The organism is Blattabacterium cuenoti (assembly GCF_014252275.1).
Classification (GTDB): domain Bacteria; phylum Bacteroidota; class Bacteroidia; order Flavobacteriales; family Blattabacteriaceae; genus Blattabacterium; species Blattabacterium cuenoti_O.
On sequence record NZ_CP059214.1, the window covers coordinates 499191 to 513040 of the forward strand.

Annotated in this window: 13 protein-coding genes and 1 pseudogene; 4 read left to right on the forward strand and 10 right to left on the reverse strand. The window is 25.4% G+C overall.

What is annotated here, in order from left to right; genetic code table 11:
• Window positions 1-3: 3 nt before the first annotated feature.
• Together H0H42_RS02425 and H0H42_RS02430 are read right to left on the reverse strand one after the other, a co-directional pair.
• Window positions 4-735 carry an isoprenyl transferase gene (locus H0H42_RS02425; protein ID WP_185868458.1) on the reverse strand — a complete coding sequence of 244 codons (732 nt, stop codon included), beginning with the start codon at window positions 733-735 and terminating at the stop codon, window positions 4-6.
• 73 nt (window positions 736-808) lie between these two features.
• Window positions 809-1693 (reverse strand): NAD kinase, encoded by an 885-nt coding sequence (locus tag H0H42_RS02430; protein WP_185868459.1) that lies wholly within the window; start codon window positions 1691-1693, stop codon window positions 809-811.
• A gap of 60 nt (window positions 1694-1753) precedes the next feature.
• Between H0H42_RS02430 and H0H42_RS02435 the strand changes: the two genes are divergently transcribed.
• From H0H42_RS02435 to H0H42_RS02445, 3 genes are read left to right on the forward strand one after another with little or no spacing between them, the layout of a single operon-like run.
• Complete coding sequence (locus H0H42_RS02435) at window positions 1754-2659, forward strand: mevalonate kinase family protein (RefSeq protein WP_185868460.1); 906 nt, start codon at window positions 1754-1756, stop codon at window positions 2657-2659.
• A 3-nt stretch (window positions 2660-2662) separates the two neighbouring features.
• Window positions 2663-3406, forward strand: coding sequence for a pseudouridine synthase (locus H0H42_RS02440; RefSeq protein WP_185868461.1), 744 nt, complete (start codon window positions 2663-2665; stop codon window positions 3404-3406).
• Window positions 3384-3812: a type II 3-dehydroquinate dehydratase gene (locus tag H0H42_RS02445; protein WP_185868462.1), complete on the forward strand. Its 429-nt coding sequence runs from the start codon at window positions 3384-3386 to the stop codon at window positions 3810-3812. The genes H0H42_RS02440 and H0H42_RS02445 overlap by 23 nt, the downstream gene beginning before the upstream one ends.
• On the opposite strand, the gene yihA is transcribed toward H0H42_RS02445, so the two are convergent.
• The 7 genes and pseudogenes from yihA to atpD form a co-directional block, all read right to left on the reverse strand.
• Complete coding sequence (yihA, locus tag H0H42_RS02450; RefSeq protein WP_185868463.1) at window positions 3779-4405, reverse strand: ribosome biogenesis GTP-binding protein YihA/YsxC; 627 nt, start codon at window positions 4403-4405, stop codon at window positions 3779-3781. The two genes, H0H42_RS02445 and yihA, sit on opposite strands and share 34 nt — an antisense overlap.
• Window positions 4380-5166, reverse strand: a pseudogene (locus H0H42_RS02455) (alpha/beta fold hydrolase). The gene yihA and the pseudogene H0H42_RS02455 overlap by 26 nt, the downstream one beginning before the upstream one ends.
• A 10-nt stretch (window positions 5167-5176) precedes the next feature.
• On the reverse strand, window positions 5177-5902 hold the full coding sequence (locus tag H0H42_RS02460) for a ribonuclease III family protein (protein WP_185868465.1): 726 nt from the start codon (window positions 5900-5902) through the stop codon (window positions 5177-5179).
• Window positions 5903-5905: 3 nt separating this feature from the next.
• Entirely contained in the window at window positions 5906-7165 is a 1260-nt protein-coding gene (fabF, locus tag H0H42_RS02465; RefSeq protein ID WP_185868466.1) for a beta-ketoacyl-ACP synthase II, read from the reverse strand.
• A gap of 45 nt (window positions 7166-7210) precedes the next feature.
• A complete protein-coding gene (locus H0H42_RS02470) occupies window positions 7211-7474 on the reverse strand; it encodes an acyl carrier protein (RefSeq protein ID WP_185868467.1) in 264 nt (87 codons plus the stop codon).
• A 589-nt stretch (window positions 7475-8063) separates the two neighbouring features.
• Window positions 8064-8300, reverse strand: a complete 237-nt coding sequence (locus H0H42_RS02475; protein WP_185868468.1) for a F0F1 ATP synthase subunit epsilon — start codon at window positions 8298-8300, stop codon at window positions 8064-8066.
• A gap of 9 nt (window positions 8301-8309) precedes the next feature.
• Complete coding sequence (atpD, locus tag H0H42_RS02480; RefSeq protein WP_185868469.1) at window positions 8310-9836, reverse strand: F0F1 ATP synthase subunit beta; 1527 nt, start codon at window positions 9834-9836, stop codon at window positions 8310-8312.
• Between the two features lie 318 nt (window positions 9837-10154).
• Between atpD and H0H42_RS02485 the strand changes: the two genes are divergently transcribed.
• Window positions 10155-12791: a PD-(D/E)XK nuclease family protein gene (locus H0H42_RS02485; RefSeq protein ID WP_185868470.1), complete on the forward strand. Its 2637-nt coding sequence runs from the start codon at window positions 10155-10157 to the stop codon at window positions 12789-12791.
• Here the strand turns inward: H0H42_RS02485 and leuB are convergent.
• Window positions 12778-13839 (reverse strand): 3-isopropylmalate dehydrogenase, encoded by a 1062-nt coding sequence (gene leuB, locus H0H42_RS02490; protein ID WP_185868471.1) that lies wholly within the window; start codon window positions 13837-13839, stop codon window positions 12778-12780. The genes H0H42_RS02485 and leuB overlap by 14 nt on opposite strands.
• Window positions 13840-13850 lie beyond the last annotated feature (11 nt).

Genomic DNA, 13850 nt, shown 5'->3' on the forward strand with positions numbered 1-13850 from the left:
TTTTTATTTTACGTTTCCAAAACGACGATTTCTTTTTTGATAATTAATAATAGCTTTAAAAAAATCTTTTTTACGAAAATCAGGCCATAATACATTAGTAAAATATAATTCTGCATAAGCCGATTGCCATAATAAAAAATTACTAATTCTTTGTTCACCACTTGTTCTAATGATCAGATCTACATCAGGAAGATTTTTTGTGTATAAATGATTTTGAAAAAAAGAGTGATTTATATCACCTAAAGTAAATAATCCTTTATATATTTTTTTAGCAACTTTCTGCGTTGCTCTTAAAATTTCTTCTCTGGCTCCATAGCTTAAGGCTAAAATCAATGTTCCAGATGTATTATTTTTAGTTTTTTTAATAAAAAAATGAAGATTTTCTTGTATTTCTTTAGAAAATTTACTAACATCACCGATAGTAAGAATTTTAATATTATTTTCATGAATTTCTTTCAAATATTTGTGTAAATGACTGTGAAATAAATTCATTAATTTGTTGATTTCTTTTTTAGGACGTTTCCAATTTTCGGAAGAAAAAACATATAAAGTAATATAAGGTATTCCTAATTCTTTACAAGCATTTAAAGAATCTCTTACGGAGACCATCGCTTGTTGATATCCAAAATCTCTTAGTTTTCCTCTTTTTTCTGCCCATCTTCCATTTCCGTCCATAATAATAGCGACATGAGATGGAATGTTCTTATAATCTATTTTTTTTAATAATTTTTCCATTTTTTTTAAAAGTATAAAAAAGTACAAAAAAGTATAAAACACAAGAATTACACACAAATATATAATAGATTATCTAATTTCTTTGATCCATGCCCCAAAGAAGTTTCTCTCTTAACGTTTGATAATATGTATTTTTTTTCTCTTGAAAAATAGATATATAAAAAGGAGCTTTTTTAATATATAATTCGTTTTCTTTTTTCAAAAAAGTTAATCGAGTATCCATAGATAAAGAATAAGATTCCACTCTACTATTGATTTTTAAACGAATTTCTTGTTGATCTGAGATGACCAATGGTCTTGAAAACAAATTATGTGGAGATACTGGAGTAAGTACGAAATTTTTGTTATCAGGACTAATAATCGGTCCTCCACAACTTAATGAATATCCAGTAGAACCAGTTGGAGTCGATATAATTAACCCATCTGCCCAATATGAAGTTAAAAATTCATTATCAATAAATACATCAATGGTAATCATTGAAACGGTTTCTTTTCGAAGAATTACAATTTCATTGAGAGCAAAATTGAAAAAATTTTGAATTTTTGTAATAGAAGTTTTTAAATATAATAAACTTCTTTGCATTAAAAAGAGTTTTTTATTAAAAATCTTATCTATATTTTTTATGAAAACGTCTTTATTAAAAGTAGCAAGAAATCCTAACTTTCCTGTGTTTATTCCTACTATTGGAATTCCAGAATCTCTTATCAAAGAGATCGCAGATAATATTGTTCCATCTCCTCCAAAAGTAAACATTAAATTAAAATCTTTAGTAAGATCTTTATGATGAGAAAAAACAGGAAAATTAATATATTTAAATTTATCAAATAATAACAATCTATTAAAAAAAGATTGTTCAATATGTAAATCAATGGAATGACTTAATACATAGGTAATGAACTTATCTAAATATGGAATATGATTTTTCACCAATTTTTGTCCATACACCGCAATTTTCATTAATTAAGAAATGACAACTTCTCATTTTTTTCTAAATTTAATAATTTCTTTATAAAAACAATGACAAACGAAATGTATCCTTCTAAAATATTGTTATTTGGAGAATATGGAATTATTGAGAATTATTGTGGTTTATCAATTCCTCATTCATATTATCAAGGAAGGTTCAAATTTATTTTGAAATTTGAAAAAAAATTTATACAATCAAATTACGAAATCAAAAAATATTGTGATTTTTTATTTGAGAAAAAAATGTTTTTATCCAATTTTGATATATCTACATTGTATAATGATATAAAAAATGGTCTTTTTTTTGATTCTAATATTCCACAAGGATATGGTTTAGGAAGTTCAGGTGCATTGGTAGCGGCCATTTATGATAGATATTTCAGTAACAAAAAAAATGATCCAAGAATTTTAAAAAATATTTTCAGTAAAATGGAATCTTTTTTTCATGGAAAAAGTTCTGGCGTTGATCCTTTAATATGTTATTTTAATAAACCTTTTCTAATTTTTTCAAAAAAAAAAATTTTTACAGTTAAAATTCCTCAAAAAAATGTTTATGGAAAAGGTGCTATATTTTTATTAAATTCAGGAATTCCAAGTAATACATCATATATGATACAATTATTTTTAAATAAATTAAAGAACAAAGAATTCAAAAAAATTCTTAAAGAAGAATTTTCAAAATATAATGAACAATGCATCCAATCGTTTTTAAAAAACGATTTTTACGTTTTGTTAAAAAACGTAAAACAACTTTCTATTTGGATTTTTGATCACTTTAAACCCATGATTCCAATCAATTTTATAAATCTTTGGAAAGAAGGAATTCAACAAAATGTTCATTACTTTAAATTATGTGGTTCCGGAGGTGGAGGATTTTTACTAGGATTTTCCCCCAATTATGAAAAATCTAAAAGAAAATTAATAAAATATTCCATGGAAGTCATTTTTCAATTCTGAAATATGAATAAAAAAATTCGATTAAATCATTATTTATCGCGTTCTGGGATCACTTCCAGAAGAAAAGCAGATCAATTAATTCAATCAGGAGTGATAGAAGTAAATGGAAAAACTGTTTGTGAATTAGGAACTATTATACAAACCGATGATATTGTTAAATTACATGGAGAAAAAATACAGATAAATAAAAATATTTATTTACTGATTAACAAACCAAAGGGATTTATTACAACTAAAAAAGATCCATTGAAAAGAAGAACAGTAATGCATTTAATTCCTAATCATTTAATAAAATGGAATCTTTTTCCTGTAGGAAGATTGGATCGATCTACCACAGGGGTGTTAATGCTTACAAATGATGGAAATGTATCGCAAAAATTAACTCATCCTAAATATAAAGTACAAAAAGTTTATCATGTTTTTCTAAATAAAAAAATCCATGAAGATGATATCGAAAAGATTATAAATGGGAAAATACGTTTAAAAGAAGGAAGAGTAAGAATAAATTTTCTTCGAAAAGTTCATAAACGTCATGAATTGTACATAGGATTATCCATTGGTTGGAATAAAATTATAAAAAGAATCTTTCATAAACTAGGTTATAAAGTGATCAAATTAGACCGAATCAGTTTTGCTGGATTACAAAAAAAAGGTATAAAAAAAGGCGGGTATACCCTTGTAAGCAAAGAAAAAATAAAAAATATTTTAAAACGTTATATATATCATGAAAAAAATCACCATTATTAATGGTCCGAATTTAAATCTGTTAGGAGTAAGAGAACCTCATTTATATGGAAACGAAAATTTTATGGAATTTCTTAAAAAAATAAAAAATAAAAAGTTATTCTCGAAAATAATAATTGACTATTATCAAAATAACTGCGAAGGAAAAATTATCGATTGTTTACATAACATTGGAAATTGTCCATACGATGGGATCCTATTAAATGCAGGTGCATATACTCATACCTCGATAGGAATTGCAGATGCAATTCAATCGATCTCTACTCCTGTTATCGAAATACATATTTCGAATATATACGCAAGAGAAATTTTTAGAAGAAAATCCTTTATTTCTTCTGTTTGTAAAGGAACAATTTTTGGTTTTGGACTAAAATCCTATGAATTAGGTATAATGAGTTTTCTTTTATAATTTAGTTGTTCTATATATTTCATAATATTTTTCTTTTCTAATTGATTTTTTATAGATATCTTAAAATATTTAGGAGGATTTATTCCCATATTTTTTTCTAATTGTTCTAAACATGTTGAAATTTTTTTATCAATATTCATATATTTTTTTAATTTATCCATTTTTGTAAAAATAAAACAAAATTGTACATGATTTTCCAATAACATTTCAATAAAATAATAATCAATTTGTTGAATTAATCTTCTACAATCGATTAATAAAAATAAATAAGTCATTTTTTTTCGATAAAAAATATAATCTTTTATAATTCGATAGATTTCTCTTTTCATTTTTATATCAGGAAAAAATCCATATCCAGGTAAATCAATTAAATACCATTGATGATTAATTAAAAAAATATTAATTAATTTTGTCTTTCCGGGACTTGAAGAAACTTTTGCAAGTTTTTTACGATGAGTTAAAAAATTAATTAAACTAGATTTTCCTACGTTAGATCTTCCTGCAAAAGCATATTCTAAATTTCTTTCATTTAATATAGAAGAGTGGTTTAATTGATTAATACTTCCTTCAAAGGTAGCAGAAAAAATTTTCACGATTTAAAATTAAATTTATTAAGCCATTTTTTAAGAATCTTGATAAACTCTTTAGGATGTTCCATCATTGGTGCATGTCCGCATTTATCGATCCAATGTAGTTCTGATTGAGGTAATAGTTGATGAAACAATTTTGCTACTCCTGGAGGAGTTACGGGATCTTGTTTTCCCCAAATTAAACAAATAGGTTGACGAATATTCGATAAATCTTTCGACATATTATATTTTATTGAACTTTTAGCAAGATAAAGAGTTTTTATCCCCTTTTTTTTGTCATTCACAATTTGAAATACTTCATCTACTAATTCTTTTGTAGCTATTTTAGGATTATAAAATACTTCTTGTGATTTCTTTCGAATGTATTCATAATTCTCTCTTTTAGGAAAAGAATATCCATATGATCTTTCAAATAATCCAGAACTTCCTGTCAAAACAACAGAATGCACTAAATCACATCTATTTTTTGCGATAATTAATGCCACATGACCACCTAAAGAATTTCCAATTAAAGTAACATTTTTTACGTTGATCTTCAAAAGAAAATTCATAACATATTTAGATAAATTAGAAATGTTGGTTAACAATAAAGGCATGCGATAAAGAGGTAAAGATGGAATAATAACTTTATATCCTATTTTTGGAAAAAAGTCTATAATTGCATTAAAATTACTCAATCCACCCATTAATCCATGAAGTAATATTAACGGATGTCCTTTTCCTTTTTTTACATGAGGAAATTCTTCTTTAGAAAACGAATTCATATCTATTTCATTAAATATTTCTTATTTCTTTTCCATTAACTATAAAATATGCTTTTTTTGCGGCCATCTCCTCTGATTTTTTTTTAGATGATCCTCTTCCTTTCGTAAGAATATCACATTCTGATATTTTAAATTCGGATAAATATATGTTTATGTTTTTTTCCGTTTCTTCTCTAAACGTATTAAATTTTACAAAAAATTTCTTCTTTTGGCACCATTCAATGATCCATACTTTATAACTAAAAATTTCATGTTGCAATTTCAATACATTTACATGATGATTGATAATTCTTTGATAAACAAAATCTTGACATTTATCATATCCTAATTCTAAGTAAATGAATCCTATTAATGCTTCAAGAGTATTTCCTAATACATTATTATCATATATCATTTTTTTATCGAAAAAGATATCTGTAATATCAATTTTTTTAGAAATTTCATTTAAATTTTTTCTACAAACTATTTGTGATCTTATTCTAGTAAGTTCTCCTTCTTTCTTTTCTGGAAATTTTTCCAACAAAAAATGAGAAATGATAGTATTTAAAACGGCATCCCCTAAAAATTCCAATCTTTGAAAATTGATAGAATAATTTTTTTTAAAATTTCTCCTTTTTGAAGAAAAATTATATATAAATACTTCCTTTAATCCATTTATGTTTTTTGGAAAAAATCCTAATATTCTTTCCAATTTTTTTACTAAAATGAAATCTTTATCATTATTATTGTGATCCATTATTCAAGTAACATTTATTTTCTTAAATAAAAGACAAACATTATGACCTCCAAATCCAAAGGTATTACATATGCTGATATTGATGTTTTTTTGAATGGATTTATTGGGAGTAAGTTTAATTTTCGAATCAATTTTTTTATCTACATGAGATAAATTAATGGTAGGAGGAATGATCCCTTTCTTTAAAGAAAGAATAGTAGCAATTGATTCTATTGCACCAGCAGCACCTAATAAATGTCCGGTCATAGATTTTGTAGAATTAATATCAATATGGTAAATCCTATCAGAAAATACTTTATGTATTGCTTGTAATTCTGCAATATCTCCTAGCTTCGTAGATGTTCCATGTGCATTAATATGATTTATTTCATTATATTTCACTTTTGATTCTTCTATTGCAGATCTCAATGCTAAAATAACTCCTTTTCCATCTGGACGTGGTGCCGTTATATGATAAGCATCTCCAGATAACCCAACGCCTCCGATTTCTGCATATATCTCCGCTCCTCTTGTTTTTGCATGGACATATTCTTCAAGGACAAGACACCCTGCTCCTTCTCCTAATACAAATCCATCTCTATCTTTATCAAAAGGACGTGAAGCAGTTTGATAATGATTATTATTCGTAGATAAAGCATGAAGTGCATTAAATCCACCAACCCCACTTTGTGTGATAGCGGCTTCTGAACCTCCAGTAATCATAATCTCTGCTTTTCCTAAAGAAATTAAATAATAAGCATCTGCTATTGCATGAGATGACGAAGCACAAGAGGCAACTGTAGCATAATTAGGTCCATGAAATCCATATTTCATAGAAATAAATCCAGCCGTAGTATCTATCAACATTTTAGGAATAAAAAAAGGACTAAATCTTGGACCTTTTCCAGAATTGAAATAATCAGCAATAGATAATTCTAAATTTAATAATCCTCCTATTCCAGATCCCCATACAACTCCTATTCGATCCTTTTTTTCTTTGGAAAAATTGATACCACTATTTTTTATTGCTTCTTGAGAAGCAATAATTCCATATTGTGAACAAGGATCTAATGCTTTTATTTCTTTTTTACTAAAAAAAACATTAGGATCGTAATTTTTTAATTCACATGCGAACTTAGTTTTATATTTTTTTGTATCAAAATAAGTGATAGGTGCCGTACCACCTTTTCCATGAATGAGTGAATTCCAATACTCTTTTAATGTATTTCCTATAGGAGTAATTGCTCCCATTCCAGTAATAACCACTTTTTTTAAACTTTTCATCTATTTCTGAATAGTTGTGAAAGGAAATAGGAATAAAAATATTTTTCATATATTTTTTTCAGAATGACCTTTTTCATTTAAAAGAGATTCTATAGCTTCTATGGCTTCCCCTATAGTGGTTATTTTTTCTGCTTTTTCATCAGGAATACTTATATCAAATTCTTTTTCAAATTCCATAATCAATTCTACAATATCTAATGAATCAGCTCCTAAATCGTTGGTAAAACTAGAGGTAGGAAGAATTTCACTTTTTTCTATATTCAATTTATCTACAATGATTGAATGTACTTTAGATACAATATCAGACATTTTATCATAATTTTTTTATGATACAAAATTAATAAACTTTTCTAAAAAAAAGTTTATTTTTAACTATGTTCATTAATGAATGATAGATATTGTTTTTTTTCTAACATTATATGATATATGTTAGAAATACAATTTTTTTATCAATGTTTTTCGAATGAATCAAAAAAAATCCTTCAATACGTTGTTCATTAAAAGGAATATTCATGAAATTAGGAATAAAAATTTTTTAACAGTTTTTTCCCAATCAATAGATCTTTCCATGTTTTACAGAAATATTATTTGTATTCATTCCATTCTTGAATTAAGAAGTATGAAACTTAAAGATCAAAATCATGGTAAATATGTTTTACTTCAAGAATCCTTAAAAAAAACCTATTAAAAAACATGAAATGGATCTACTTTCACATTCCTTCTCAATAAATAAAAAAAAACATAAAGATTCAGAATTTTTCATTTTTTTTGGTGATACAGAATGTTTAGAAAGTATATTATGGGGTTCATATTTTATCATGAAATATCAAAAAAAATTATCAAGTTTATAAAAATTTTTATCGTTCATGAATAATGATTCTTTCTTATACTTATATTCTTATAAAAGAATTAAAACATTGTTTTTATATACCTGCAAAATACCTGAATCAATTTGTATTTTTTTTTTAGATTTTGAATTTTTTAAAGAGCATTCCAAAAATCCACTTTTTAATAAAGAAATAAATGACGTATGATTTTCTAATATTTGAAAATATCCATCAATGCCAGGTACTATGATAGAAACAATATTTGATTGAAATACTATTTTTTTTTGATCTATAATTTTTAAATCCATAAAAAATATTCATAAATTTTTTTTTCCATATGAAATAACTTGTTCTATCGTTCCCTTTAAATTAAACGCAATTTCTGGAATATTATCCATTTCTCCATTCATTATCATATTAAATCCTTCAATAGTATCTTCGATATTCACAAATTCACCATTCATTCCAGTAAATTGCTTTGCAACATGAAACGGCTGAGATAAAAATCTTTGAACTCTTCTAGCTCTTGATACAATCAATTTATCTTCTTCATTAAGTTCCTCAATTCCTAAAATGGCAATGATATCCTGTAATGAATTATATTTTTGTAAAATCTCCTTTACTCTTTGTGCACATAAATAATGATCTTTATCTACTACATCTGGAGATAAAATACGTGAATTAGAATCTAAGGGATCAACCGATGGATAAATTCCTAATGAAGCTATTTTTCTTGAAAGAACAGTCGTCGAATCTAAATGAGCAAATGTCACAGCAGGTGCTGGATCTGTTAAATCATCAGCAGGAACATAAACGGCTTGTATTGATGTAATTGATCCATGTTTTGTCGATGCAATACGTTCTTGCATGCTTCCCATTTCGGATGATAAAGTTGGTTGATATCCAACAGATGAAGGGATTCTACCTAACAAGGCTGAAACCTCAGATCCTGCTTGAGTAAATCGAAATACATTATCAATGAAAAATAAAATATCTTGCCCTTTTTTTCCATTTTGAATAAAATGATCTCTATAATATTCTGCTATGGTTAATCCGGATAATGCGACTCGAGCCCTTGCACCTGGAGATTCATTCATTTGTCCAAAAATAAATGTTGCTTTGGATTGTTTTAAGATTTTTTTATCTACTTTAGAAAGATCCCAAGATCCCTTTTTCATAGCACTCATGAAGGAATTTCCATATTTTATAATTCCAGCATCCAACATCTCTCTCAATAAATCATTTCCCTCTCTTGACCTTTCTCCAACACCAGCAAAAACGGACCTACCTCCGTATTTTTTTGCCACATTATTAATCAATTCTTGTATTAAAACCGTTTTTCCTACTCCTGCTCCTCCAAACAGACCGATTTTTCCACCTTTTGGATAAGGAGCAATTAAATCAATAACTTTGATACCTGTATACAAAATCTCTGTATCTGTTGAAAGATCTTCGAAATTAGGAGGGTCATTATGAATAGGCATCATCATTTCTGATTCTTCTATATTACCTAATCCATCAATACAATCTCCTACAACATTAAATACTCTTCCATTAATTGATTCTCCTACTGGAATACTAATTGGTCGATTTAACATATACACTTCTTTTCCTCTACTTAATCCAATAGTTTCTTGCATTGCAATGCATCGAACGGTATTATTACCAATATGTTGTTGTATTTCTAAAATAATTTTATCGTTTTCGGATAATCTTATTTCTAATGCATCATAAATTTTGGGTAATTGAACTCCTTCTTGAAAAGAAACATCTATAACCGGTCCTATTATTTTACTAATAATTCCTTGATTTTTTGGGTCATTATAGTTTTTAGCATTTTCCATCTTATTAAAACAACGAAATTTCTATAAATTATATATTCATATGTAAATGTAAACGAAAAAGATAAAAAGTTGGAAAAATTTATTTATTGATGAATTTTGTTCTTCATTTCCATGTTTTTTTTTAATAAAAACAAATTCATATTGTTTATGGAATGATCTCCATTTTTTTTACCAAACTTTTCGAAAGTTTTTTCATAAAAAAAGTTTTCTATTTATTTAGAATATTTTTCCATTGTACCTGTTATAAAAAAGAAAATGGATCAATCATACTCTTAAATTTTAGATCAATAAAAAATTTTTAAAAACATAAATATTGTAGTGAAACAAGAAATCATAGAAATCATAGAAGATCTTTTAAGAAAAAAGTATTTGTTAAATCATCAACTTATTTTTTTATCAAAAGATCCATCGATTATAGAATTTATACAAAAAGAATATGGCTCCTATTTTAAACAAAATCAAAATCAATTTTTGACAATTAAGAAATTCTCAGAAAAGATTACTGGTTTAAAACAAATAGATAATTATTGCGTATTTACTCATTTTCTTTCATTTATAAGAAAAAATGATTTTTTAGAAAAAAAATTCGTTCAGTTTATTAAATGGATTCCTATCATTATTAATGATTTTCAAATCATTGATGGAAATCTTCTGAATCACAAGTATTTTTTTAAACTTCTTATTTCTGAAGAAAAAATCACAAAATGGAACACAAGTTCTATAGAAGAAAAAAGATTTATTTTTTGGGAAAAAATTTATCATTATTATAACCTTTTACAATCTCACCTATTAAAAAAAGGATACGCTTACAAAGAAATGCTTTTTCAACAATGTATAAATCATTTAAATGCATTTTTTAAAAAAAGTTTGAATGTAAAAATTCTATTTTTTTTTACAAAACATTCGATAATCAATAGATTAGAAGAAAAAATTGTACAAAAAATTCGTGAGATTCCTCAATGTATCTTATATGAATTGAATAAAAATTCGATAACAAATCATTTTAGGAAAAATGAATCTATATCTTATTCAGAAAAAATAAAAAATTTAGAGATAATTAGTGTATCCAACGAAATTGAACAAATCAAAGTCATAGAAGAAATAATATCCCATCAATATATTTTACCTCGTAAAATTTTAATTATTCCTTGTAATCATAGTATGATTATTCCATTAATATATTCTGTAAAAAAAAAATTAAAAATCAATATTTCATCAAATATAAAATATCCTTTAAAACATGTTCCAATTCATAAAACTTTTCAAGCAATATTCCAATTTTTCTTATTAAAAAAACACAAAAGAGGAATTATGAATAGGAATGATATAGAAAAAATTATTACAAATGGATATATTTTAAAATTCTTTTCAAAAAAAAATTCTTTTATAAAAAAATTCTATGATTTAAATGATTCGGAAATTATATCAATTGATTTTATAAAACAATGTTCGTTTCCATATGATTTACAGATGATTTTACAAACGGATATCCATGATATTAAAAATGTTTTAAAAGGAATATTAAGTTTCATAAGAAAATCATCCAATTTATTATTGGACAATGTGAAAAAACATAAAATAGAATTACAATTCCTTCTAAAACTAGAATGTTTAATATTTAGATTAAAAATTTTTATAAGAAAAAAAATAATTCCTCTATTCAGTATAGAGGATTTATTTCATATATATGAACAATTTGTTAAAATTGAACAAATTAATTATCGAAAAAAAAATTATTTAGGATTATCAATTAAAAATTTTACAGAAAATTTTTTAGAAAAATTTGATTTAACAATCATTACTTCTTTCAATGAAGGGGTAATTCCTACAAAAAATTATTCTTATATCCATGAATCTTTCATTCCTATTGAATTACAAAAAAGATTCGAAATGAATATGTATAAAAACAATTATTACTTTCATCATTTCATAAGAATTTTTTACGCATCAAAAAAAACTTACATTCTCTTTAAAGATCAAACAGATGAAATTAGTCGTGGAGAAATTCATTCTTTAATTCATCGATTGAAAATTAATTTACAAACATTAATTAAAAAAAAAACATTTTCAATTCAAAAGAAAAAAATAAAATACACACTTACTATTAAAAAACAAAGTACGATTATTCAACGTTTTAATGAATTAAAAATCAAAGGTTTATCTCCAACTTCTATAAAGTTATATAATCAAAATCCTATTCTTTTTTATTGTAAAAAAATCCTAAATATAAAAGAAAAAAAGTCATTTAATATGCAAATAGGTGCCATAATTCATGATATCATAAAAATATTATACAAACCGATACAAGGATGTCCTATTACTATAGAAAAAATTAAAAATATGAAAAATAGAATCAATCCTACAATAAAAAAATACTTTTTAGAAAAAAAAAAAATTATAGAAGGTAAAAACGTATTGTATTATTCTATTATTAAAAATTATCTATATAATTTTATTTCTTGGGATGAAAATCATATCAAAAAAGGACATCAAGTAATTCTTAAAAAAATCGAATATAATATGTCAACTTTACTCCATTTAAAAAATGAAAAAGTAAAAATACATGGTATTATCGATCGCATTGATGAAATAGATGGAATGACTAGAATTCTCGATTATAAAATAGGATTCTCAAAAAAAAAAAAAATACAAATATCTATTAATCAATACAAGGAAATATTTATTAATCCTAATTATGCAAATGTAATGCAATTAATGATATATATTTATTTGTGGTTCAAATCAAAAAGAAAAAGAGTCTCCGCATCCATATCCATAATTTCTCCTATAAAAAGCGATAAATTATTTTTAATTCCTATATTTTTTTTAAAAAAAAATAAAAATATGATTACCTATGAAGAGTATAAAAAAAAAATTCTTCCTTTTCTTATTGAAAGGATTCTATCTATTTTTGATCTTAAACAACCAATGATTGAAAATCTTAATGATTATTGATATATGTTACTATATAATTTCCTACTTCACTGGTAGTCCTTGATAAAGGACAGGAACAAAGATCTTTGGTAATAATTCCATGTTTTATAGAGTGATTCACTGCTTCTATTAAAAGTTTTTGTTCTTTATACATTCCAAAATATTCTAACATCATAGATGCAGATAAAATACATCCTATCGGGTTAGCGATATTTTTTCCTTTTGCTTGAGGATAAGAACCATGTACCGGTTCAAATATAGGCGTTCCATATCCAATGGAAGAAGAAGGTAATAATCCTAAAGATCCAATTAAAACACTTGAAAGATCTGATAAAATATCTCCAAACATATTATCTGTTAAAATAATATCAAATTTTGAAGGAGTTAAAATGATTTGCATAGCTGCGTTGTCAACGTATAAAAAATTCAACGTTACTTCTGGATAATCTTTTCCCATTTTACAAATTACTTCTCTCCATAAACGAGATGTTTCCAGTACATTAGATTTATCTACCAACGTTAATTTTTTTGTTCTATTCATAGCTGCATGAAAAGCATGATACCCAATTCTTTCGATTTCTTTTTTAGAGTACGTACAATGATCATAAGCAATGTCTCCATTTTTTATTCTTCCTTTCTTTCCAAAATAAATGCCCCCCGTTAATTCACGATATATCACAAAATTCACTCCGTTTAATAATTCTTTTTTAATAGGAGATTGATTCGAAAGAGTATTATAGAAGAATATGGGACGTATATTGCAATATGCCTTCATGGATTTACGTAATTTTAATAAACCGTCTTCTGGTCTCATTCCTATTGGAAAGTGATCATATTTAGGATCCCCAAAACAACTCAATAAAATTGCATCTGATTTTGAACAGATATTCATTGTTTCTTCTGGCATGGGAACTCCAAATTTTTCTATTGCCATTCCTCCTCCTAATACTCTATGATAAGAGAAATGATGTTGATATTTTTTTTCAATAGATTTTAAAATTTTTATAGTGGATTCCATAATTTCTGGACCGATTCCATCTCCATCTATTACAGATATTTTTTTTTTCATGTTTTATTTTC